The organism is Methylobacterium endophyticum, from assembly GCF_050591105.1.
Taxonomy (GTDB): Bacteria; Pseudomonadota; Alphaproteobacteria; order Rhizobiales; family Beijerinckiaceae; genus Methylobacterium.
On record NZ_JBNHES010000002.1, the window covers coordinates 330,932 to 352,454 of the forward strand.

The window sequence follows — 21,523 nt, forward strand, 5'->3', positions numbered from 1 at the left end:
AACGGCGGGTTAAGGGCTGCCCCAAATCGGGAGCCCCACGGCCGGCGGGATTCGCGAAGATCCCCGGCGTGGGGTCTTGCGTGGCGCGCGCATGATAGTTTATATATGAACTATCGAGAGTCGCCGGCCGCGGACATCCAAGATCCGGCGGCCGCAGGCGGAGGAAGAAGACGATGCCGAGCTATCGCGCCCCGGTCGAGGACGTGCTGTTCCTGCTGAACGACGTGCTCGGCTTCCACAACCGCGACAACCTGCCTGGCTTCTCCGACGCGTCGCCCGACGTGGTCGAGGCGGTGCTGTCGGAAGGCGCCAAGCTCGCCGGCAACGTGCTGGCGCCGCTGAACCGGGTCGGCGACGCCGAAGGCTGCACCCGCAACGCCGACGGATCGGTGACGACGCCGAAGGGCTTCAAGGCCGGCTACGACGCCTTCGCCGAGGGCGGCTGGATGGGCCTCTCCGTCCCCGAGGAGTTCGGCGGCCAGGGCCTGCCGCTGACGCTCAGCACCGCGATCCAGGAGTTCTCCTCAGGCGCCAATCTCGCGCTCAGCATGTATCCGGGCCTGACGCAGGGCGCCGTGGCGGCGCTGCTGGTGCACGCCTCCGAGGAGCAGAAGGCCATCTACCTGCCGAAGATGGTTGCCGGCACCTGGACCGGCACCATGAACCTCACCGAGCCCCATTGCGGCACGGATCTCGGGCTCCTCAAGACCAAGGCGGTCCCGAACGGCGACGGCTCCTACAGCCTCACCGGCACCAAGATCTTCATCTCGGCGGGCGAGCACGACCTCTCCGAGAACATCGTCCACCTCGTCATCGCCCGCATCGAGGGCGCGCCGGCCGGCACCAAGGGCATCTCGCTCTTCGTGGTGCCGAAGTTCCTGGTGAACGCGGACGGCTCCGTGGGCGAGCGCAACGCCGTCTCCTGCGGCTCCATCGAGCACAAGATGGGCATCCACGGGAACTCGACCTGCGTGATGAACTACGACGGGGCCAAGGGCTGGCTCGTCGGCGAGGCGAATCGCGGCCTCAACGCCATGTTCGTGATGATGAACGAGGCCCGCCTGGCGGTGGGCGTGCAGGGTCTCGGCCAGTCCGAGGTCGCCTACCAGAACGCCGTCGCCTACGCGAAGGACCGGCTCCAGGGCCGGGCGCTCACCGGCGCCAAGGAGCCGGCGAAGTCCGCCGACCCGATCATCGTCCACCCGGACGTGCGCCGCACCCTGATGACCATCCGCGCCTTCAACGAATCCGCCCGCGCGCTGATGCTCTGGACCGCACTCCAGTCCGACATCGCCCACCGCTCCCCCGACGCCAAGGAGCGGCAGGCGGCCGACGACCTCCTCGGCCTGATGACGCCGGTGGTGAAGGGCGTCTTCACCGACCGGGGCTTCGCCAACGCCGTCGAGGCCCAGCAGATGTTCGGCGGCCACGGCTACATCGAGGAATGGGGCATGTCGCAGTTCGTGCGCGATGCCCGCATCGCCATGATCTACGAGGGCGCCAACGGCGTGCAGGCCATGGACCTCATCGGCCGCAAGCTGCCCAAGGACGGCGGCCGGGCGATGATGGGCTTCCTCGGCGAGGTGCAGACCTTCATCAAGGACAACGCCGAGGACGAGGCCCTCAAGGGCTTCGCCGCCCCGCTTCAGGCCGGGCTCAACGACCTCCAGGCGGCGACCATGTGGCTCATGCAGAACGCGATGGCTAAGCCCGACAACGCCGGCGCCGGCGCCACCGACTACATGCATCTCCTCGGCCTCGTCGCGATGGGCTACATGTGGGGCCGGATCGCCAAGGCGGCCAACGCCAAGAAGGCGTCCGGCGAGGGCGACCTCGCCGCCATGGAGGCCAAGCTCGTCACCGGCCGCTTTTACATGGAGCGGATGCTGCCCGAGACCGCCCTGCGGCTCGCCCGGATCAAGACCGGTTCGGACGCGACCATGGCGCTCGCCGCCGACGCGTTCTGAGACGATACCGGCCCTCCGCCCGTCATATCTCGGGCTTGCCTGAGATGTGCAAACTTGGTTCTCAAGTCGGGTATACCCGGCTTGAGTGTGGGGAGGGTGCCCGCGGAGCGGGCGGGAGAGGGGAACGCCCTCTCCGGATACGGCGCTCCCCTCTCCCGACCCTCGCCGAGGCGAGGGCCACCCTCTCCCGCAGAGGGGAGAGGGGATCCCGCTCCATCGACGAGGGAACAAGGAAACGCACATGCCTGAGGCCTACATCTACGATCACGTCCGCACCCCGCGCGGGCGCGGCAAGCCGGACGGGTCCCTGCACGAGGTCACGGCCCTGCGGCTCGCCGAGGTGGCGCTGCGCGCCCTGAAGGACCGCAACGGGCTCGACACCCGGCGCGTCGACGACGTGGTGCTCGGCTGCGTCGATCCGGTCGGCGAGGCCGGCGGCGACATCGCCCGCGCCGCCGCGCTGGTAGCCGATTACGGCGACCATGTGCCTGGCATCCAGATCAACCGCTTCTGCGCCTCCGGTCTCGACGCCATCAACTTCGCCGCGGCGCAGGTGATGGCAGGCCAGCACGACATGACCGTGGGCGGCGGCGTCGAATCCATGAGCCGCGTGGGGCTCGGCGCCTCGGGCGGCGCCTGGCCCGTCGATCCGGCCATCGCGGTGAAGTCCTACTTCATGCCGCAGGGCGTCTCGGCCGACCTGATCGCCACCAAGTACGGCTTCACCCGCGACGATTGCGACGCCTACGCGGTGCAGTCGCAGACCCGCTCGGCGAAGTCCTGGGAGCAGGGCCTGTTCAAGAACTCCGTCGTGCCCGTGAAGGACATCAACGGCCTGACGCTGCTCGACCGCGACGAGCACATGCGGCCCTCGACCGACATGCAGTCCCTCGGCCAGCTCAAGGCATCCTTCGTCCAGATGGGCCAGATGGGCGGCTTCGACGCCGTCGCCGTCGACGCGCACCCGGATGTCGAGGCGGTGAACCACGTCCACCACGCCGGCAACTCGTCGGGCATCGTGGACGGCGCGGCGGCCGTGCTGATCGGCTCGAAGGAGGCCGGATCGGCGGCCGGGCTGAAGCCCCGCGCCCGCATCCGCGCCTTCGCCAATATCGGCTCGGACCCGGCGCTGATGCTCACCGGCCCCGTCGACGTCACCCGCAAGGTCCTGGCCCGCGCCGGCATGCAGCTGTCGGATATCGACCTGTTCGAGATCAACGAGGCCTTCGCCTCGGTGGTGCTGCGCTTCCAGCAGGCCTTCGACCTCGACCCGGCGAAGGTGAACGTCAACGGCGGCGCCATCGCCATGGGGCACCCGCTCGGCGCCACCGGCGCGATGATCCTCGGCACCGTGCTCGACGAGCTGGAGCGCACCGGCAAGGAGCGCGCCCTGGTGACGCTCTGCATCGGCGCCGGCATGGGCACCGCCACAGTCATCGAGCGGGTGTGAGGGGGCGCGGCCTCCCAATGGCCTGGGAACACTGATAGAGGCGGCCCGGCCGCGCCCCGACGGGCGCGGTCGAACCCAAGAACGAAACCGGGAGACACGCCGCAATGGCCCGCTTGTTCGCCGCCCTCTGCCTGACCGCCGCCCTCGCCGCCCCTCTCGCCGCCCGCGCGGACGACGCCGCCGACCGCACGGCCCAGGCCAAGACCCTCGTCGGCAAGACCGTGATCAAGAACCTCGAGAGCGGATTCTCGGTCGCCCTGTCGAAGACCATCGCCTCGATGCCCGACGCCAAGGCGGAGGAGGTCCGCAAGCAGGCCAATGCCGAGTTCGACAAGCAGCGCACGCTGATGATCGACGGCCTGTCGAAGGAATACGCCGACAAGTTCAGCCTCGACGAGCTGAAGCATCTCAACGAAATCTATGACGACAAGACCTACCAGAAGTTCCAGACGCTGAACGCCGACCCGTCCTCGACGGTGACGGCGATTTCCCAGAACTCCGTGACCCAGCTCATCAACCTGCTCACCCTCGCCGCCGCCGGCGACGATCCGAGCAAGGCCGGCGCTCCCCCCGTGCCCGCGCGCTGAGCGCGCGACGGACGGCCGGCCCAACCCCGAGGACCAGCGATGAACCTGACGAATTTCCGCTTCGAGACCGACACGGACGGGATCGCGCTGGCGACCTGGGACATGCCCGGCCGCTCCATGAACGTCATCTCCATGGAGGTGATGGACGAGCTCGAGCGCATCGTCGACGCGGTCGTCGCCGATCCCGCGATCAAGGGCTGCGTCATCGTCTCGGGGAAGGACAACTTCTCCGCCGGCGCCGACCTCACCATGCTCCAGAGCCTCGGCGGCGAGTTCGCCCGGCTCAAGCGCGAGAAGGGCGAGGAGGCGGCGATGACCCATCTCTTCGACGGCTCGCGGCGCCTGTCGCTGGTCTTCCGCAAGCTGGAGACCTGCGGCAAGCCCTTCGCGGCGGCGGTGAGCGGCCTCTGCCTCGGCGGCGCCTTCGAGCTGGCCCTGTCCTGCCACCACCGGGTGCTGTCGGACGACGACAAGACCCGCGTCGGCCTGCCGGAGATCAAGGTCGGGCTCTTCCCCGGCGGCGGCGGCACGCAGCGCGTCGCACGCCTGATGCAGACGGGCGATGCCCTTCAGATGCTGTTCAAGGGCGAGCAGCTCCGCCCGCTGATGGCGAAGAACATGGGCCTCGTCCACGAGGTCGCCCCCAAGGCCGAGATCGTCGCGAAGGCGAAGGCCTGGATCCTCGGCGGCGGCTCGGCGGTGGCGCCCTGGGACGTGCCGAAGTTCAAGGCCCCCTCGGGCAAGGTCTACTCGCCCGCCGGCATGATGATCTGGCCCCCGGCCAACGCCATCTACCGCCGCGAGACGCATGACAACTACCCGGCCGCCAAGGCCATCCTGCACGCGGTCTACGAGGGTCTCCAGCTTCCCATGGATCTCGGCCTCAAGGTCGAGAGCCGCTACTTCGCGCATATCCTGCGCACGAGCGAGGCGGCCGCGATGATCCGGACGCTGTTCCTCTCCATGGGCGAGCTGAACAAGGGCGCGCGCCGCCCGAAGGACGTGCCGCAGACGAGCATCCGCAAGGTCGGCGTCGTCGGCGCCGGCTTCATGGGCGCGGGCGTCGCCTATGTCACTGCCAATGCCGGCATGGAGGTGGTGCTCGTCGACCAGTCGGTCGAGGCGGCCGAGAAGGGCAAGTCCTACGCGCACACCCTCGTCACCAACCAGATCAACAAGGGCCGCGCCAAGACCGCCGACCGCGACGCGCTCCTCGCCCGCATCACCGCGAGCGCCGACTACGCGGACCTCGCCTCCTGCGACCTCGTGGTCGAGGCGGTGTTCGAGGATCCGAAGGTGAAGGCCGAGGTCATCGCCAAGGTCGAGGCCGTGATCTCGCCGGAGACGGTCTTCGCCTCCAACACCTCGACCCTGCCGATCACCGGCCTCGCCAAGGCGTCCGGGCGGCCGGAGCAGTTCGTCGGCATCCACTTCTTCTCGCCGGTCGAGAAGATGATGCTCGTCGAGATCATCAGGGGACAGGCCACCGGCGACCGCGCCGTGGCGGTGGCGCTCGACTACGTGCGGGCGATCAGGAAGACGCCCATCGTCGTCAACGACTCGCGCGGCTTCTTCGCCAACCGCTGCGTCACGGCCTACCTGCTAGAAGGCCACAAGATGTTCTTGGAGGGCGTGCCCGCCACCATGATCGAGACGGTGGCCAAGATGGCCGGCATGCCGGTGGGTCCGCTCTCGCTCAACGACGAGGTCGCGCTCGATCTCGGCCTCAAGATCGCCAGGGCCACGGAGGCGCAGCTCGGCGCCGGCGCGGTCGACGGCGGCCAGAAGGCGCTCCTGGAGGAGATGGTCGAGGGCCAGGGCCGGCTCGGCCGCAAGAACCGCAAGGGCTTCTACGACTACCCGGAAGGTGCGTCGAAGCGCATCTGGCCCGGCCTCAAGGAGATGCAGCCGACCCATCTCGACCCCGACGGGATCGACGTCGCCGAGCTGAAGCACCGTTTCCTCGTGGTGCAGGCGCTGGAAGCCGCCCGCACCGTGGGCGAGGGCGTCGTGACCGACCCGCGCGAGGCGGATGTCGGCTCGATCCTCGGCTTCGGCTTCGCGCCGTTCACCGGGGGCGTGCTGTCCTATATCGATTTCATGGGCGCCAAGCGCTTCGTTGAGATTGCCCGCGACCTGGAGGCCAAGCATGGCGAGCGTTTCGCCGTGCCGCAGAACCTCCTCGACATGGCCGAGCGGGGCGGCAGCTTCTACGGCGACGCCGCCCGCGCGAAGGCGGCCTGAGGAAGGCGGCTTCGAGCATCCGCGAACGAGAAAGGCCGCCCGATCGGGCGGCTTTTTTTCGTTTTGCCGGCAGAGGTGGCGAGACGATTTGATCGATTGTCGCTCCTTCTCCCTCTCCCCTCTGCGGGAGAGGGTGGCCCGCGAAGCGGGTCGGGTGAGGAGAGCGCCGCATCCGGAAAGGTCGCTCCCCTCACCCGACCCTCGCTGACGCAAGGGCCACCCTCCCCCGCAGAGGGGGGAGGGAAGGCGCGCGTAGCCGAACGCCCCGACCGGAAACGGCTATCAGACGGCCTTCTCCTCGAGCCGTTCCTCGATGCGGTGCGGGTCCATGTGCTCGACACCCGGCGCCACCACAGGCGCGTCCGGCACGGAGCTGGGCACCACGGCGGCTCCGCCGATGGCGTTCGCCAGCCGACCGCGCTCGTAGAGCAGCACGACGATCACCGAGATCACCGCCGGGATCCAGAAGTAGAAGATCCGGAAGACGATCACCGCCGCGATGATGGCGTCCTTCTGGGCCGCGTCGGTGATCTGCATCGCCGTGATGAAGACGATCTCGAACACGCCGAGCCCGCCCGGCGCGTGCGAGGCGAGCGCCACCGAGAACGAGGCGAGGAAGATCGCCAGCACCGGAATGAAGCCGGGGTTCATGCCCTCCGGCAGGGCGAAGTAGAGGATGCCGGCGGCACCCAGCAGCTCCAGCGGCGCGGCGAGAAGCTGGCGCCCCATGATCGCCGGACGCGGATATTCGAGCTTGAACGACCGGATCGTCAGCGGCCGCATGTGCAGGATCGAGCCGACCACGTAGAGCGCCACGAAGCCGAGCATGCCGCAGCCGACCACAAGCGCGGTCTTCGGATCGGTGAGGAAGCCCGGCAGCCGGCCTTCGAGGCGGGAGAGAAGCTGCGGGTCGATCACCAGCACGATGCCGCCGAGCAGCACCGTGCCGAGGAAGAAGGTGAAGGAGCACAGCGCCACCAGCACGGCGACCTGCGCGGCGCTCAGGCCCTTGGCGGTATAGGCCCGGTAGCGCACCAGCGCCCCCGAGAACACCGAGGCGCCGATATTGTGCGAGAGCGCGTAGGTGGTGAAGGAGCAGACCGAGACGAAGAACCACGAGATGTGGCGCACGCCGAGATGCATCAGGGCGATGCGGTCGTACCAGGCGAGTGCCGCGTAGGCGACCAGCGTCGAGAGGGCGGCCAGCAGGATGCGGTGCGGCGGGATCGCCTGGATCGCCGCCCAGATCGCCGAGAGCGAGGTGGTCTTCAGCTCCTGGTAGAGGAAGTATCCGGAGATCACGACCGCGGCGAGGCCGACGAGCGGCCAGAGGAATTCGCTGATCTTCTTCATGGATACGGGACGCGCCTGCGGATCGGGCCCCTCTGATGCGCCACGCCCGCGCGAACCGCAAGCGAGCCCCTGCGGCCCCGGTGGGGGGCGTCTTGTCAGGCGATCATGACGGTTTCGTGCCGTGGCGCCTCGCCGCGGCAGGAGAGTTCGGATTCGGCGGAGGACAGCCTTTCGAGGATCAGGCGCGGGCGCGCGAGAGCCCGATGCCGTCCATGGCGGCCTGCTCGCGGGCGGCTTCCGCCGCGCGTTCGGCGCCGCGCTCGCGATCCTCGAGGATCTCGACCTTCTTGAGCTCCTCGAACGCCTCGCCCAACTCGGCCTTGGCCTCGGCGAGCTGCCCTTCGAGGGCGGCGGCGGACTGGCGCATGTTGTCTCGGCGCGTGGCGGCAGCGCGGGCATAGGTCGGGTAGGCGAAATGGGCGACGTCGGTGATGCCGGCGCGGCTCTCCTCGTGCGTCACCTCGCGGTCGAGCTCGGTGGCCATCCGGTTGAAGTCGGCCATCATCATCTCGATCTGCGTCACCCGGCGACGCTTCTCGTCGACCTGGAAGCGCCGCAGCCGGATCAGCGTGTCTCGCGATTTCATGGGAACGCACACTCCACGCAACAGGCGCGCCCCGCGGGGTCTTCTACGCCCGAGGAGCCGCTCACGGACCGCCCACGATCGAGGCGAGCCGTGCGTAACCCTCGCCGATGGAGGTTGCTTCTTCCTTACCCTGCCCGAGAAAAGCCTCCAGATCGGGCATCAGCGCCACCGCCTCGTCGACCTCGGGCGAGGCGCCGGCCCGGTAGGCGCCGAGACGGATCAGCTCCTCCATGTCGGCATAGGTCGAGAGCACCCGCCGGGCGCGCCGCACCACCGGCAGGAAGCCCGGATCGCAGGAGCGCGGCATGGTGCGCGAGACCGAGCGCAGCACGTTGATGGCCGGATAGCGCCCGCGCTCGGCGATGGCCCGCTCCATGACGATATGGCCGTCGAGGATGCCGCGCACGGCGTCCGCCACCGGCTCGTTGTGGTCGTCGCCTTCGACCAGCACCGTGAACAGGGCCGAGATCGTCCCCTCCCCTACGCCTGGGCCGGCCCGCTCCAGCAGGCGCGGCAGCTCGCTGAACACCGTCGGCGTGTAGCCCTTGGCGGTGGGCGGCTCGCCCGCCGCGAGCCCGATGTCGCGCTGGGCCATGGCGAAGCGCGTGATCGAGTCGATCATGCACAGCACCTTGGCGCCCTGATCGCGAAAATGCTCGGCGACGCTGAGGGTCACATAAGCCGCGTTGCGGCGCATGAGCGCCGGCTCGTCGGAGGTCGCCACGATCACCACGGAGCGGGCGAGGCCCGCGGCACCGAGATCGTCCTGTAGGAACTCCTGCACCTCGCGGCCGCGCTCGCCGACGAGGCCGATCACCGCCACGTCCGCCGCCGTGTAGCGCGCCAGCATCGAGAGCAGCACGGACTTTCCGACGCCCGAGCCCGCGAAGATACCCATGCGCTGCCCGGCGCACATGGTCAGGAAGGTGTTGATGCAGCGGATGCCGAGATCGAGCGGCGCGCCGACGCGGCGGCGCGCATGGGCCGGCGGCGGGTCCGCCCGCAGCGGGTAGATGTCCGGGCCCTGGGGCAGCGGCCCGAGCCCGTCCACGGGCCTTCCCAGCGCGTCGACGACCCGCCCGAGCCAGCCGGACGACGGGCGGATGGCGCCGGCCGCCTCGTCGCGCACGAAGGCGGGACAACCGCGCCGCACCCCCTCCAGGGAGCCGAAGGGCATGGCGAGCGCCCGGTCCCCCGAGAAGCCGATGATCTCGCAGGGCACGAGGCCCGCCTTGCCGGCGCCCTCGATGTCGAGACGCCCGCCGAGCCGCATGGCCGAGACCGGCCCCGCGACCTCCACCAGCAGGCCGCGAATGGCCACCACCCGCCCGTAGGTCTCGAGCGTCGAGACGCGTTCGAGGGCCGCCAGGGCGGAGCCGAGGCTTATGCCCGCGAAACCCGGCCGATCGTCGGACATCGACGCGCCTCTCAACGTTTCGTTTACCGGGCTCCTTAACACTGCCCCGAACAGGCCGACAGCGGGCCGTTTCGTCGGACCGGAGCGGGGGTCTTCCACCCCGCTTCAAATCGCCGGAGGAGTATTGCATTCGAGCAACACTCCGCGGCGGGACGGAGCGGATCGAGTCGGTTGAGGCACTTGCGTCGGGACAGCGGCGCGGCAGGGGCGCGCGGACCGATCCGGAACTCCCGGACAGCCGACAAATTACCCTCCGCGACCACGAAAATCGAAACGAGCGCTTGCGGACGAGAATCAGGTTTTGTTAACGATTAACGCATAGCGTTTCACGTCAATGACGAAAGGACGTCCGTCCACAGGCCGGTGGCGGGCGACGGGCAGGACGTGTCCGAACGCAGACACGGTCGCGCTGAGCTGGGCTGGGGATCGACGATGCGCGTACTTCTGATCGAGGACGACAGCGCCACGGCGCAGAGCATCGAGTTGATGCTCAAGTCCGAGAACTTCAACACCTACACCACCGATCTCGGTGAGGAGGGCGTCGATCTCGGCAAGCTCTACGACTACGACATCATCCTGCTCGACCTGAACCTTCCCGACATGTCGGGCTACGAGGTTCTGCGCAGCCTTCGCGTGGCGAAGGTGAAGACCCCGATCCTGATCCTGTCCGGCCTCGCCGGCATCGAGGACAAGGTGAAGGGCCTCGGCTTTGGCGCCGACGACTACCTCACCAAGCCCTTCCACAAGGACGAGCTCGTCGCCCGCATCCACGCGATCGTGCGCCGCTCGAAGGGCCACGCCCAGTCCGTCATCACCACCGGCGACCTGATCGTGAACCTCGATCAGAAGACCGTCGAGGTCGCGGGATCGCGCGTCCACCTCACCGGCAAGGAGTACCAGATGCTGGAGCTCCTCTCGCTGCGGAAGGGCACCACCCTCACCAAGGAGATGTTCCTGAACCATCTCTACGGCGGCATGGACGAGCCGGAGCTCAAGATCATCGACGTGTTCATCTGCAAGCTGCGCAAGAAGCTCGCCAACGCCTCCCAGGGCAAGAACTACATTGAGACCGTGTGGGGACGCGGCTACGTGCTCCGCGAGCCGGTCGAAGGCGAGGAGCGCATGGCGGTCTGAGCCGCCCGGCGCACTCCCCTCCCCCCAGCCTTCGCGACTGCATCGGCCCCGCTTCGGCGGGGCTTTTTGCTGGGCGGCGCAGATGGAAAAGTCCCCGCGTGACGGTCCGGGTGGCGGCCCCCGCAAAACGCACCGGGCGCGCCTTTGAGGAGAAGGGCGCGCCCGGCGGAGGAAGCGGAGTCGGCTTGGAGGAAGGACCGGCCGGCGCGTGGCCGGCGACGGGATCAGCGGAAGCCGACCGCCCGCAGCGGAGGAACGGTCGCCGGAGCGGCGCCGGCGGCGACCGTCCCGGACTGGCCGTGGACGTAGAGCCCGCGATGATCGGGGTTCGGCACGAGCTTGTCGGTGAGCCCGATCACCGTCTCGGCGGCGCCGAGCAGCAGCGCGCCGCCGGGCTGGAGGCTCGCGGCGAGCCGGCCGAGGATGTCGGCCTTGGTCGGGGCGTCGAAATAGATCAGCACGTTGCGGCAGAAGATGATGTCGAAGGCGCCGAGCGCCTCGAACCCGTGCAGCAGGTTGAGCTGCCGGTAGCCGACCATCTGCCGGATCGCAGGGGAGATCTGCCACTGCTCGCCGACCTGGGCGAAGTATTTCAGCAGGAGTTGGACCGGCAGCCCGCGCTGCGCCTCGAAATGGCTGTAGAGCCCGAGCTTGGCCTTCTCCAGAACCTCGGTGGAGAGGTCGGTGGCCACGATCTCGACCTGCCAGCCGGAGAGCCTGGGAGCGGCCTCCTGCACCAGCATGGCAAGGGAATACGGCTCCTGCCCCGTGGAGGAGGCGGCGCACCAGATGCGCAGGCGCCGCTGGGCCGCCTTGCGCTGGATCGCCTGCGGCAGCAGCACGTCGCGGAAGAGGTCGAACGGCACCCGGTCGCGGAAGAAGAAGGTCTCGTTGGTGGTCATCGCCTCGACCACGGCCCGCTCCATGGCGGTGTCGCGGGAGAGCCGCAGCGCCCCCACGAGGTCGCTCAGCGAGGCGAGGTTGAAGCGCTTGCAGACGGGCCCGAGGCGGCTCTCCACGAGGTAGCGCTTCTCGTGCGTGAGCGCGAGGCCGGAGCGCTGCTTCAGGTAGGTGCGGATGAAGTCGAAATCGAGATCGGTCATGCTGCGCCTCCGCCGATGAGGGAGCGCAGGGCCGCGCCGATCTCGCCGAGCGGCAGGATGGCGTGGGCGAGGCCCGCCTTCGCGGCGCTGCCCGGCATGCCCCAGACGGTGCTCGTCGCCTCGTCCTGGACGAGGACCATGCCGCCGGCGTCGCCGAGCGAGCGCACGCCGTTGGTGCCGTCCGAGCCCATGCCGGTCAGGATCACGGAGAGGGTGGCCGGGCCGTACAGGGCGGCCGCGTCGTTGAAGAGCACGTCGACGGCCGGGCGGCAGAAATTCACGGGCGGCCCGTCGTCGAGGCGGATCACCGGCTCGCGGCCTCCCGCGAGCTTCATGTGGCGGCCTCCCGGCGCCACGTAGATGCGTCCGGGCACCAGGCGCTCCTCGGCCTTGCCCTCGGCGGCGGGAATGCCGGTGCGGGCGCCGAGATGCTCGGCGAACACCGCCGTGAACACCGGCGGCATGTGCTGGACGATCAGGGTCGGGATCCGCCGCAGGGTCGCCGCGCCGATCTTCTCCAGAACCTCGCCCACGGCGCGCGGGCCGCCCGTCGAGGAGCCGATCAGCAGCACCTTCGGGGGCGTCACGGTGCGGGGCTTGGGCCGCAGGGTGGTGGCGCCGGAGAGGCGCGAGACGGGCGCGGGAGCGGGCGTTCCGGGGCGGGGGGCCAGCGCGGAGACCGGCGCCGGAGCGCGCCTGGCGCCGCGCGCGCTTCCCAAGGTGCGCACGCGCTCGACGAGCTCGTTGCGGAACGCGTCGGAGGTGGTGACGCCGCGATTGCTCTCGGGCTTGGCGATGTAGTCGACGGCGCCGAGCGCCAGGCATTTCAGGGAGATGTCGGCGTTGCGCGTCGTCAGGGTCGACATCATCACGACCTGCACGCCGGGGCTGATCGCGAGGATGCGCGGCAGCGCCTGCGTGCCGTCGAGCTCGGGCATGTCGATGTCGAGCAGCACCACGTCGGGGTCCTGGCGCGCCATCATCTCGATGGCGAGGCGGCCGTTGGCGGCGGTGCCCACCACGGTGAAGCCGGCATCCCCGATCCAGCGGGCCACGAGGCCCCTCACCACCGCGGAATCGTCGGCGATCAGCACGCGGATTCGGCTGGCCGATCCGGCGTCGTGGGTGGGCATGACGGGGGCGGCCAGCATCTGTCTCGACTTTCTTTTTCTGGAAATGCCACCGCTATGGAACGGCCGCCGGTGTCGCGGTCGAACGGGCCGGGCGCCGAGGACGCCCGACCCTTGGGCCTTGCGGCCGGATCAGGCGGCGTCGGCCTCGCGCGCGAGGCCGACCTGCTCCAGCTTGTCGCGCAGGATGTCGCGGTCGAAGGGCTTCATGATGTACTCGTCCGCGCCCGCATGCAGCGCGCGGGCGATGGCGCCGACATCGTTCTCCGTGGTGCAGAACAGGACCTTGGGACGGTGGCCGTCCGGCGACTGGCGCAGCGCCTTGAGCACGGCGTAGCCGTCCATGTTGGGCATGTTCCAGTCGAGCAGAACGGCGTCCGGCATGGCCTGCGCGCAGAGCGCGAGGGCCTTCACGCCGTCCTCCGCCTCGCTGACCGTCAGCCCGAGGCCCTCCATGATCCGGCGGGCGACCTTACGGATGACGGCAGAATCGTCGACGATGAGGCAGGTCTGCATGGTCTCTGTCTCTCTGGCCGGGATCAGGCGGCGCTGGCGACGGATCCGTCCGTCGCGAAGGCCAGCACGGCGTCGATGTCGAGGATGACGAGCAGGCGTCCGTCGAGGCGGTGGACGCCGAGCGCCACGCCGCGCCAGCGGGCGTCGAGGTTGATCGGCACCGGCTCGTGGGTGTCGGCGCCGAGCTTGAGCACCTCGCCGACCCCGTCGACCACGAGGGCGAAGGTCTCGCCGGCCTGCTCCAGGCCGATGGCCATCCCCCCCGTGCCGGTCTCGGCCTGCGGCAGGCTGAGCCGGCGGCGCAGGCAGATCGCCGTGACCACCCGTCCGCGCAGGTTGAGCAGCCCCACGATCTCCGGGGGCGCCAGCGGCACGGGCGTGATGCCGGCGGGGATGAACACGTCGTGGACCCGGTCGATGGCGAGCCCGAACATGGTCTCGCCGATGAAGACGGTCACGTAGTCGTTGGTGGCACCGGCCTCCTGGGAGGCGTTGGCGTTGGCGGCCTGCATGGGCGTCGTGCTCCGGATGGGTGGGATCAGGCGGCCTGCGCCATGTCGGCGCCGCCGATCTCGGAGAGCGCCGCGATCAGGCCGCTCCGGTCGAACTTCGCCACGAGGTCGGCGACCGCGAGGCCGCGAGCCCGCGCGATCAGGTCGTTGCCGATGGCGCTCGACAGGGCGACCACCGGCATCCCGGCGAGGCGGGGATCGCCGGCGCGCATGTCGGCGACGAGATCGAGGCCGCCCCGGCCGGGCATCTCGACATCGGCCACCACCACGTCGATGCGGGCGTCGGCCTTGAGCATGGCGAGCCCCTGCTCGGCGCTGGCGGCGGCCAGCACCGTGAAGCCGGCGGCCTTGAGGACCGGGGTCAGCATGTCGCGGAAGAACGAGGAATCGTCCACGAGCAGCAGGGTCGCGCCGCGCTTCTCGGCCTTGGCCGGTCCCTTGGCCCAGTCGTCGTAGGCGAGCGGCAGGAAGTGGGCGATGTTGATGATGTCGGTCGCCCGGCCGCGCAGCACCGCCGAGCCGATGAGGTCGGAGCGGTCCGTGGTGATCTCGATGTCGAGCCGGTCCTCGACGATGTCGACGATCTCGTCGACCACGAGGCCCATGGAGCGGTCGCCGTCCGAGAAGACCACCAGCGCCTGGGTGCCCTCGGTGCGGATCTGGATGTCCTTGTCGGCGGGCACCAGCGGCATCAGGCGGCCGCGATACTGGATGAGCGGCCGTCCGCCGAGCCACTCGACCTTGCTCGCGTCGACCTCCTCGAGGCGCGTGACCAGCGAGAGCGGGACCGCCTTGTAGGCGCCGACGCCGCCCTTGAAGACCAGCAGCGTCGCCGTGGCGTCGCCGGCGGCGGCCTCCTCGGTCTCGGCCTCGCCCATGGCGGCGGCGCCCTGGGCGCCCTGGCTGACCTGCCGGGCGATGCCGTTCGGGTCGACGATGAGCACCACGGCGCCGTCGCCGAGGATGGTGTTGCCGGCAAACAGCGGGATGTGCCGCAGCTTGGTCGACATCGGCTTCACGACGATCTCCTCCGTATGGAAGACCTCGTCCACGAGGATGCCGAAGCGCTGGCGTCCGACCTGGGCCACCACCACGAAGCCGCTCTCAGCCTGGGCGTCGCCGCTCTGTCCGAGCAAGCCCGTCAGGGTCACGATGGGCAGCAGCCGCTCGCGCAGGCGCAGCACCGGCGAGCCGTTGATGCGCTCGACGCGCTGGCTCGAGCCGTCGCCGACCCGCACCAGTTCGAGGACGGCCACCTGCGGCACGGCGAAGCGCTGCGCGCCGGCCCGCACGATCAGGGCGGCGACGATGGCGAGGGTGAGCGGGATCTTGATGGTGAAGGTGGTGCCGCGCCCGAGCTCGGTGTTGATGTCGATGATGCCGCCGATGGTCTCGATATTGGTCTTGACCACGTCCATGCCGACGCCGCGGCCGGACACCGAGGTGATGACCTTGGCCGTCGAGAAGCCGGGATGGAAGATGAACTTCGCGACCTGCGCGTCGCTCATCTTCTCGATCTCGGCCGCCGTCGCGACGCCGCGCTCGACCGCCTTCTTGCGGATCACCGGCAGGTTGAGGCCGCGCCCGTCGTCGGCGATCTCGATCGTGATCGTGCCGCCCTCGTGATAGGCGGCGAGGCGGATGGTGCCGCGTCCGGGCTTGCCGGCGGCGACGCGCTCCGAGGTCGGCTCCAGGCCGTGATCGGCCGAGTTGCGGACCATGTGGGTGAGCGGGTCCTTGATGAGGTCCAGCACCTGACGGTCGAGCTCGGTCTCGGCGCCGACCATCACGAGGTCGATCTGCTTGCCGAGTTCGGCCGAGGGGTCGCGCACCACGCGCGGCAGCTTCTGCCAGGCGCTGCCGATGGGCTGCATGCGCGTCTTCATCACGCCTTCCTGCAACTCGGCGGTGACGTGGCTCAGGCGCTGCAACGGCACCTTGAAGCTGGTGTCGTCGTGCTTGCGGGCGATCTCGAGGAGCTGATTGCGCGTCAGCACCAGCTCGGACACCATGGTCATCAGGTGTTCGAGGGTGTCGACGTTGACGCGGATGGTCTGGACCTTCGCCAGCGCACCGCCCTCGCCCTCCCCCGAGGCCGGCGCGGATTCGGCGGCGGGCGCCTTGTGCTGAACGGGCGCCTCGACGACGGGCGGAGGCGGCGGGGCGGCGGCCTCCATCACGGGCGCCGGGAAGTCGTCCGGGCCGGGCGCCTCGTTGAAGGCGCGCTCCAGGTCGTCGAGAGAGACCTCGCCGGGCTTCAACTCGCGCTCGACGGGGGCCGGCAGCACGATCTCGGGCTTGGGCGCCGCCGCCTCGGGGGGCGCCTCGGCCATGCGCTCGAGGGCGCCGATCAGGTCCTCGTCCGATCCGGCCGGCTCGGCGCCGGTGGCCTCGAGATCGGCCAGGATCGCCTTCAGGCGGTCGAGGGTCGAGAGGATCAGGGTGACGCTCGCCGAGGTCGCCGGCAGGCCGTCGCGGAACTTGCCCATCAGGGTCTCGGCGGCATGCGCCAGCGCTTCGAGGCGCGGCAGGCCGAGGAACCCGCAGGTGCCCTTGATGGTGTGAACGAGCCGGAAGATGTTGCTCAGGATCCGCTGGTTGTTCGGATCCTGCTCGAACCTCACGAGCTCGGTGTCGACCGTATCGAGGTGCTCTCCGCTCTCGGTCAGAAATTCACGCAGCAGATCGTCCATCGACGGTACTCGTTCACGCAGCACGACACGTTCGTGCAGACGCAAAGATGACTGCGATAGGTTAGTGAAGCGTTGAGCGGATCTGTTTTGGTGAATCCCGAAGTGAAGTCACCGCCCCTCAGGCGAGCGCCGTCTCCGAGGTCTCCGCGCCGGCGGCCGGCGTCTCGGGGGCGGCCGCGATCGTCACCGTGTCGCCCTCGATGGAGAGGGTGACGCCCATGCCCGCCGCCCGCGCGACGAGGCCCGCGTAGTAGGCGAGGATGCCGTGGGCGTCGACGCCGCCCTCGGAGCGGCCGGCGATCAGATCCTCGACATGAGGCGGGATGCGGGCATAGCCGCCCTTGGCCTTGATGGTCATCGTCGCGGCCTCGGCGGTGCCTTCGACCACGACGTCGAGGAGGCCGCCGCGCGGGATCGCGTTGGTGGCGATCATCACGAGGTTGAGGAGCAGCTTGACCTTGTTCTTCGGGAACAGGGCCTGCGGCGCGCTCCAAGTGAGCTGCGTCTTCTCGTCGGCGAACATCCCGCGCGAGACCTTCTCGGCGTCTGCGAGGTCGATGGAGGAGCCGGCCGAGCCCGCCGCCCCGAAGGCGATGCGCGCGAACTGGAGCCGGGCGGAGGCGGTCCTGGCGCTCTTGCGGATCAGGTCGAGGGCGAACTCGCGCATGGAGGCATCGGAATCGTCCTCCAGCACCTCGAGCCCGTTCACGATGGCGCCGACCGGGCTGATCACGTCATGGCAGACGCGCGAGCAGAGCAGCGCCGACAGATCGAGGGAATCGAGGGTCACTGTGGTCATGGCGCGCTCCGCGCAAGGCGTCGACGGGGATGGAAGTCGAGGGCCCATGTCCGGTTGGCGATCTCCGGCCGATGGATTCGGCCACGGATAGACGGCGCGTCCCGCTTTGAAAAGCGGCCCCGTTCCCGCGCGATCGGTCGACATCGCGAAAGGGCTCGGGCATGACGGCTGCATGACACTCTCGGCAGCGGAGCGGGACCGCATCGCCGCGAGCCTCGCGGAGATCGCGTGCGAGGCCGGCGGAATCCTGCGCGGACATCATCGGACGGACTGCGCGCATGTGCTCAAGCCGGACGGCTCGCCCGCGAGCATCGCCGACACGCAGGCCGAGGCGCTGATCCTCGCCGCGCTCGCGCGCCTCTATCCGGGCATCCCGGTGGTGGCGGAGGAATCGAGCCACGACCGCGAGCCGGCCGAGTTGTTCTTCCTGGTCGATCCCCTCGACGGCACGCGCGACTTCCTCGCCGGCAGCCCGGAATATTCGGTCAATATCGGCCTCATCGAGGGCAACCGTCCCGTCGCGGCGGCGCTCGCGGCCCCCGGCCTGAACCGCGTCTGGTACGCGGGCGAGACCGCCCGCGAAGCGGCCGTCCGCGACGACCGGCCGCTCTCGCCCGCGCCGATCCATGTCCGCGAGGCGCCGGCGGACGGGCTCGTCGCCCTGGTCAGCAACCGCCACGGCGACCGCGAGACCGACGCCTGCCTCGGCGGCCTGCCCGTCCATGCCAGGCGGCCGACCGCCTCGGCCCTCAAGTTCTGCCTCATCGCGGCCGGAGAGGCCGACATCTACGTGCGCTGCGGCCCGACCATGGAATGGGACACGGCGGCCGGGGACCATGTCCTCACGGCGGCGGGCGGCTGCGTGCTGGCGCCCGGCGGGCGGCCCCTGGTCTACGGGCGCCACGCCCTTTCCTACCGCAACGGCCCCTTCGCGGCCTATGGGGACCGGCGCTATGCCGGCCGCGTCGCCCTGCCCGATCGCGGGCCGATGGTCCGGCCCCAGGCCACGGCCTGATCAGCCCGGCGGAAGGCCGTCGGTCAGCCCGCTCAGGCCGGGCCAGCGCGCCTCCGCCTCCCCGAGGAGGGCGGCCTCGACGGCGGCGCGCTCGCGGCGCCCCGCGTCGCGGAACAGGTAGAGCCGACCGGCGGCCACGGCGAAGACCAGCGGATCGGTCTCGACCAGCCGCCCCTCGGCCACGCCGACGGGGTCGAAGCCGCCGAGCCGGGGGGCGTAGGCTTCGGGATCGCGCCGGAAGATCTCGCGGTTCGCGGGCCCGAGGAACCGCCAGACCCGCCCCCGCCAGGAGACCTCGTGCTCCGCGCGGCCCGCCTTCGGGCCGTTCGGCAGATGGTAGCTCACCGCGTCGAACCCACGGAGCGCGAGGAGGTCGACGGTGGGGACCCCGGCCATGGCGGGCCCTGTCGCGGCGGCGGCGAGGACGACGAATTTACGGCGCGTTAACCACATCCTGCGACCGTCCGGGCGATGTTCGCCGAATCGCGGGATCCCGCGTTCCGGCACGCGTCCGGTTCGAACCCAACACGCCCGAGGGCGCAACCCGCGGCAAGCCGCCAAGTCCGCGCCGCGCGGCCGAACGATCGGCCCGAGACCGGTTTCGCCGCAATCGTCGGGCGAAATGGCGCAAGGAAGCCCGAGGGCAGCGCCACGGCGCTCCGGCGGGCCCCACGGGGCGGCACCGCCGCCGAGGAGGACGCATGTCGAAGGCCCCCGCCCCGTCGCGCCGCGCGCTCAACGCCGGTTTCCTGGCCGCCGCCGCCATCGCCGGCTCGCTGATGCTCGGCGGCGCCTCCGAGCTGCCCTCGCGCGGCGATCCCGGCAATCCCGCCTCCTTCAGCCCCTCCGAGATCGTCGATTCCGGCCATCGCTTCTTCGGCACGATGTCGCGGGGGCTCGCCATCACCGTCCAGGAGGCGACGCGCCGCTGGGGCGAGCCCAACGGCTACATCCTCGGCCAGGAAGCCTCCGGCGCCATCGTCGGCGGCCTGCGCTATGGCGAGGGCACGCTCTACACCCGCAACGCCGGCCAGCGCCGGGTCTACTGGCAGGGCCCCTCGCTCGGCTTCGACGTCGGCGGCGACGGCGACCGCACCATGATGCTGGTCTACAACCTCTCCAGCGTGAAGGATCTCTACCGGCGTTTCGGGGGCCTCGACGGCTCCGCCTATTTCGTCGGCGGCTTCGGCATGACCGCCGTGACCTCCGACGGCATCGTCGTGGTGCCGATCAGGACCGGCGTCGGCGCCCGGCTCGGGATCAATATCGGCTATCTCAAGTTCACCGCCCGGCCGACCTGGAATCCCTTCTGAGCTTCTTGCCCTCCGGCGATTGCCTCTTCGGCCAGGAGATGGGTTAAAGGGACCCTTGGCCTTGCGGCGAAAGCCCCGACAGCGAGGGACGGCGGTACGGCGTGATCGAGACGGTGATGATCTTCGCGCTGGGCTTCCTCGCCGCCAGCCTGTGCGCCCTGCTGTTCCTGCCGACCCTGAACGCGCGGGCCGCCCGCCTCGCCCGCCGCCGGGTGGAGGCGATGCTGCCGCTCTCGCCGCGCGAGATCGTGGCCGAGCGCGACCACCTGCGCGCCGTCTTCGCCGTCGAGCAGCGCCGGCTGGAGCGCAAGGTCGAGACGGCGGTGGCCGGCCGCCACAAGGACCTCGCCGCCATCGGCGCGCGCACCATGGAGGTCGCCGCCCTGACCCGCGACCTCGGGGCGCGGGACGCGGTGATCGCCACCGACAAGGCCACCATCGCCCGCGTCGAGGGCGAGCGCGACACGGCCCTCTCGGACGGCTCCACGGCGGCCTCCACCCTCACGGCGCTGGAAGAGGCCCATGCCGATCTGCTCGACGCCCTCGTCGAGATGCGCGCGGAGCGGAAGGCCGCATCGGCCGCCGCCGGGGAGACCGCCGGTCTCCAGGCGGAACGGGACGCCCTGAGCGAGCGGCTCGCCGCCGCCGAGACGGCGCTCGCCGGAGCACGAGAGGCGGCGGCGGCCGAGATGCGGAGCGAGAACGCTGAGCTTCGCCGCCGCATCGGCGAGGTCGCGGATGCATTGACCGGGCGCGAACGTCTGCCTTCGGCGGCCGCGTTCCCGATGAAGGCGCTCACCTGAAAGTCAGGCGGGCGGGCTTAAGGACGGCTTCCGGCGCCCGCCTTGTTTCGACCACGCCGAGGCATCATCGGGAAGCCATATCCCCTCTTTCGAAGACGGAACGATCTTTCATGTCCCTTCAGCTGACGTCCCTCGTGCTCGCCGCCGGCCTCGCCGCGTTCGCCGCCGGCACGTCCGCCTCCGCCGACCCGGCCCCCCAGACCAAGCGCGGCAACGAGACCCTGAAGAAGTACTGCACCGGGGACTACCTGACCTATTGCGGCAACCTCGCCCCCGAGGACCCGGCCACCGACGCCTGCTTCCAGAAGAACTGGACCAAGCTCACCGAGAACTGCCGCCGCGCCATCGACGCCTACGAGAAGGCCAACGACGCCAAGGCGGCCGATGCCAAGAAGAAGGGCTGACGGCCCAGGGGGCCGGTTGCCGCGAGGCTGTTGCGCGGGGGCGCTCGCCTCCCCCGCCCTCAACGGCTAAGGTGCCCCGCCCTCCCCGCTCGCGAGGGCGCGTTCCTGTCGAGATGGGCTCCGCCGCCGTGAAGACGAAGCGTTTCCCCGCCCCCCGGATCCTGGCGGCGGCCCTGCTGCTGCCCCTGGTGATCTCGGCCTCGGCCTGCGGCCGTCGCGGCGCCCTGGAGCCGCCGAACGCGCCGACAAAGACCTCCGCCACCGGCCCCTCCGCCACGCGCGCCCTGCCCTCCACCGTGGGGACGGGGGGCGAGGCGGTCTCCGATCAGGCGGCCGTGAGCGCCGGGGACGAGCTGTCGCCGACCGCCGTCTCGCCCGCCTCCGGGGCCGCCCCCGTGGAGACGGCCCGAGGGGCCAAGCGCGGCTACACCATCCCGAAGCAGAGCTTCATCCTCGATCCGCTGCTGTGATAGGCGCTGGGGGGCCGGCGCCGTCAT

Annotated in this window: 20 protein-coding genes; 10 read left to right on the top strand and 10 right to left on the bottom strand. The window is 70.2% G+C overall.

Features of this window, described 5'->3' with window-relative positions; genetic code table 11:
• Nucleotides 1-173: 173 nt before the first annotated feature.
• The 4 genes from ACP56T_RS04065 to ACP56T_RS04080 all read left to right on the top strand — a co-directional run bounded on the left by ACP56T_RS04065 (nucleotide 174) and on the right by ACP56T_RS04080 (nucleotide 6,248).
• Nucleotides 174-1,967, top strand: coding sequence for an acyl-CoA dehydrogenase C-terminal domain-containing protein (locus ACP56T_RS04065; protein WP_430910820.1), 1,794 nt, complete (start codon nucleotides 174-176; stop codon nucleotides 1,965-1,967).
• Nucleotides 1,968-2,208: 241 nt separating this feature from the next.
• On the top strand, nucleotides 2,209-3,417 hold the full coding sequence (locus tag ACP56T_RS04070) for an acetyl-CoA C-acetyltransferase (protein WP_430910821.1): 1,209 nt from the start codon (nucleotides 2,209-2,211) through the stop codon (nucleotides 3,415-3,417).
• A gap of 104 nt (nucleotides 3,418-3,521) precedes the next feature.
• Nucleotides 3,522-4,004 (top strand): hypothetical protein, encoded by a 483-nt coding sequence (locus ACP56T_RS04075; RefSeq protein WP_430910822.1) that lies wholly within the window; start codon nucleotides 3,522-3,524, stop codon nucleotides 4,002-4,004.
• Between the two features lie 39 nt (nucleotides 4,005-4,043).
• On the top strand, nucleotides 4,044-6,248 hold the full coding sequence (locus ACP56T_RS04080) for a 3-hydroxyacyl-CoA dehydrogenase NAD-binding domain-containing protein (protein ID WP_430910823.1): 2,205 nt from the start codon (nucleotides 4,044-4,046) through the stop codon (nucleotides 6,246-6,248).
• A 282-nt stretch (nucleotides 6,249-6,530) separates the two neighbouring features.
• On the opposite strand, the gene ACP56T_RS04085 is transcribed toward ACP56T_RS04080, so the two are convergent.
• The 3 genes from ACP56T_RS04085 to fliI form a co-directional block, all read right to left on the bottom strand.
• Entirely contained in the window at nucleotides 6,531-7,601 is a 1,071-nt protein-coding gene (locus tag ACP56T_RS04085) for a lysylphosphatidylglycerol synthase domain-containing protein (protein WP_430910824.1), read from the bottom strand.
• 178 nt (nucleotides 7,602-7,779) lie between these two features.
• Entirely contained in the window at nucleotides 7,780-8,187 is a 408-nt protein-coding gene (gene fliJ / locus ACP56T_RS04090; RefSeq protein ID WP_430910825.1) for a flagellar export protein FliJ, read from the bottom strand.
• A gap of 61 nt (nucleotides 8,188-8,248) precedes the next feature.
• Nucleotides 8,249-9,604 carry a flagellar protein export ATPase FliI gene (gene fliI, locus ACP56T_RS04095; RefSeq protein ID WP_430910826.1) on the bottom strand — a complete coding sequence of 452 codons (1,356 nt, stop codon included), beginning with the start codon at nucleotides 9,602-9,604 and terminating at the stop codon, nucleotides 8,249-8,251.
• Between the two features lie 432 nt (nucleotides 9,605-10,036).
• On the opposite strand from fliI, the gene ctrA reads away from it, so the two are divergent.
• Nucleotides 10,037-10,738, top strand: a complete 702-nt coding sequence (gene ctrA, locus ACP56T_RS04100) for a response regulator transcription factor CtrA (protein WP_238274571.1) — start codon at nucleotides 10,037-10,039, stop codon at nucleotides 10,736-10,738.
• 224 nt (nucleotides 10,739-10,962) lie between these two features.
• On the opposite strand, the gene ACP56T_RS04105 is transcribed toward ctrA, so the two are convergent.
• From ACP56T_RS04105 to chpT, 6 genes are all read right to left on the bottom strand, one after another.
• The gene (locus ACP56T_RS04105) at nucleotides 10,963-11,841 is read right to left on the bottom strand and encodes a CheR family methyltransferase (protein ID WP_430910827.1); all 879 of its coding nucleotides are present in this window, start codon (nucleotides 11,839-11,841) and stop codon (nucleotides 10,963-10,965) included.
• Entirely contained in the window at nucleotides 11,838-12,992 is a 1,155-nt protein-coding gene (locus tag ACP56T_RS04110) for a protein-glutamate methylesterase/protein-glutamine glutaminase (RefSeq protein ID WP_430910828.1), read from the bottom strand. Before ACP56T_RS04110 ends, ACP56T_RS04105 begins: the two co-directional genes overlap by 4 nt.
• 111 nt (nucleotides 12,993-13,103) lie before the next feature.
• The gene (locus ACP56T_RS04115) at nucleotides 13,104-13,487 is read right to left on the bottom strand and encodes a response regulator (RefSeq protein ID WP_430910829.1); all 384 of its coding nucleotides are present in this window, start codon (nucleotides 13,485-13,487) and stop codon (nucleotides 13,104-13,106) included.
• A 23-nt stretch (nucleotides 13,488-13,510) separates the two neighbouring features.
• Nucleotides 13,511-13,999, bottom strand: coding sequence for a chemotaxis protein CheW (locus tag ACP56T_RS04120; RefSeq protein ID WP_430910830.1), 489 nt, complete (start codon nucleotides 13,997-13,999; stop codon nucleotides 13,511-13,513).
• Nucleotides 14,000-14,025: 26 nt separating this feature from the next.
• A complete protein-coding gene (locus tag ACP56T_RS04125; protein ID WP_430910831.1) occupies nucleotides 14,026-16,692 on the bottom strand; it encodes a hybrid sensor histidine kinase/response regulator in 2,667 nt (888 codons plus the stop codon).
• Between the two features lie 118 nt (nucleotides 16,693-16,810).
• The gene (gene chpT / locus ACP56T_RS04130) at nucleotides 16,811-17,491 is read right to left on the bottom strand and encodes a histidine phosphotransferase ChpT (RefSeq protein ID WP_430910832.1); all 681 of its coding nucleotides are present in this window, start codon (nucleotides 17,489-17,491) and stop codon (nucleotides 16,811-16,813) included.
• A gap of 172 nt (nucleotides 17,492-17,663) precedes the next feature.
• Here chpT and ACP56T_RS04135 point away from each other — a divergent pair, with 172 nt between their 5' ends.
• A complete protein-coding gene (locus tag ACP56T_RS04135) occupies nucleotides 17,664-18,506 on the top strand; it encodes a 3'(2'),5'-bisphosphate nucleotidase CysQ family protein (RefSeq protein ID WP_430910833.1) in 843 nt (280 codons plus the stop codon).
• Here ACP56T_RS04135 and ACP56T_RS04140 read toward each other — a convergent pair whose 3' ends face one another.
• Nucleotides 18,507-18,902, bottom strand: coding sequence for a YHS domain-containing (seleno)protein (locus tag ACP56T_RS04140; protein ID WP_430910834.1), 396 nt, complete (start codon nucleotides 18,900-18,902; stop codon nucleotides 18,507-18,509). It abuts the gene before it with no gap.
• Between the two features lie 305 nt (nucleotides 18,903-19,207).
• Here ACP56T_RS04140 and ACP56T_RS04145 point away from each other — a divergent pair, with 305 nt between their 5' ends.
• The 4 genes from ACP56T_RS04145 to ACP56T_RS04160 all read left to right on the top strand — a co-directional run bounded on the left by ACP56T_RS04145 (nucleotide 19,208) and on the right by ACP56T_RS04160 (nucleotide 21,496).
• The gene (locus ACP56T_RS04145) at nucleotides 19,208-19,819 is read left to right on the top strand and encodes a DUF1134 domain-containing protein (protein ID WP_430910835.1); all 612 of its coding nucleotides are present in this window, start codon (nucleotides 19,208-19,210) and stop codon (nucleotides 19,817-19,819) included.
• Nucleotides 19,820-19,920: 101 nt separating this feature from the next.
• On the top strand, nucleotides 19,921-20,622 hold the full coding sequence (locus ACP56T_RS04150) for a hypothetical protein (RefSeq protein WP_430910836.1): 702 nt from the start codon (nucleotides 19,921-19,923) through the stop codon (nucleotides 20,620-20,622).
• 110 nt (nucleotides 20,623-20,732) lie between these two features.
• Complete coding sequence (locus ACP56T_RS04155) at nucleotides 20,733-21,026, top strand: 3',5'-cyclic-nucleotide phosphodiesterase (RefSeq protein WP_430910837.1); 294 nt, start codon at nucleotides 20,733-20,735, stop codon at nucleotides 21,024-21,026.
• Nucleotides 21,027-21,154: 128 nt separating this feature from the next.
• Entirely contained in the window at nucleotides 21,155-21,496 is a 342-nt protein-coding gene (locus ACP56T_RS04160; protein WP_430910838.1) for a hypothetical protein, read from the top strand.
• The last annotated feature ends 27 nt before the right edge of the window (nucleotides 21,497-21,523 follow it).

Excerpts from the sequence above, each read along its gene's own strand:
- ctrA (WP_238274571.1), top strand. The coding sequence starts at position 10,037 with ATGCGCGTACTTCTGATCGAGGACGACAGCGCCACGGCGCAGAGCATC.
- ACP56T_RS04120 (WP_430910830.1), bottom strand. The coding sequence starts at position 13,999 with ATGCAGGCCGCCAACGCCAACGCCTCCCAGGAGGCCGGTGCCACCAAC.
- fliI (WP_430910826.1), bottom strand. The coding sequence starts at position 9,604 with ATGTCCGACGATCGGCCGGGTTTCGCGGGCATAAGCCTCGGCTCCGCC.
- ACP56T_RS04145 (WP_430910835.1), top strand. The coding sequence starts at position 19,208 with ATGTCGAAGGCCCCCGCCCCGTCGCGCCGCGCGCTCAACGCCGGTTTC.
- ACP56T_RS04115 (WP_430910829.1), bottom strand. The coding sequence starts at position 13,487 with ATGCAGACCTGCCTCATCGTCGACGATTCTGCCGTCATCCGTAAGGTC.
- ACP56T_RS04155 (WP_430910837.1), top strand. The coding sequence starts at position 20,733 with ATGTCCCTTCAGCTGACGTCCCTCGTGCTCGCCGCCGGCCTCGCCGCG.
- ACP56T_RS04125 (WP_430910831.1), bottom strand. The coding sequence starts at position 16,692 with ATGGACGATCTGCTGCGTGAATTTCTGACCGAGAGCGGAGAGCACCTC.
- ACP56T_RS04105 (WP_430910827.1), bottom strand. The coding sequence starts at position 11,841 with ATGACCGATCTCGATTTCGACTTCATCCGCACCTACCTGAAGCAGCGC.
- ACP56T_RS04085 (WP_430910824.1), bottom strand. The coding sequence starts at position 7,601 with ATGAAGAAGATCAGCGAATTCCTCTGGCCGCTCGTCGGCCTCGCCGCG.
- ACP56T_RS04135 (WP_430910833.1), top strand. The coding sequence starts at position 17,664 with ATGACACTCTCGGCAGCGGAGCGGGACCGCATCGCCGCGAGCCTCGCG.
- ACP56T_RS04070 (WP_430910821.1), top strand. The coding sequence starts at position 2,209 with ATGCCTGAGGCCTACATCTACGATCACGTCCGCACCCCGCGCGGGCGC.
- ACP56T_RS04075 (WP_430910822.1), top strand. The coding sequence starts at position 3,522 with ATGGCCCGCTTGTTCGCCGCCCTCTGCCTGACCGCCGCCCTCGCCGCC.
- fliJ (WP_430910825.1), bottom strand. The coding sequence starts at position 8,187 with ATGAAATCGCGAGACACGCTGATCCGGCTGCGGCGCTTCCAGGTCGAC.
- ACP56T_RS04080 (WP_430910823.1), top strand. The coding sequence starts at position 4,044 with ATGAACCTGACGAATTTCCGCTTCGAGACCGACACGGACGGGATCGCG.
- ACP56T_RS04065 (WP_430910820.1), top strand. The coding sequence starts at position 174 with ATGCCGAGCTATCGCGCCCCGGTCGAGGACGTGCTGTTCCTGCTGAAC.
- ACP56T_RS04140 (WP_430910834.1), bottom strand. The coding sequence starts at position 18,902 with ATGGCCGGGGTCCCCACCGTCGACCTCCTCGCGCTCCGTGGGTTCGAC.
- ACP56T_RS04110 (WP_430910828.1), bottom strand. The coding sequence starts at position 12,992 with ATGCTGGCCGCCCCCGTCATGCCCACCCACGACGCCGGATCGGCCAGC.
- chpT (WP_430910832.1), bottom strand. The coding sequence starts at position 17,491 with ATGACCACAGTGACCCTCGATTCCCTCGATCTGTCGGCGCTGCTCTGC.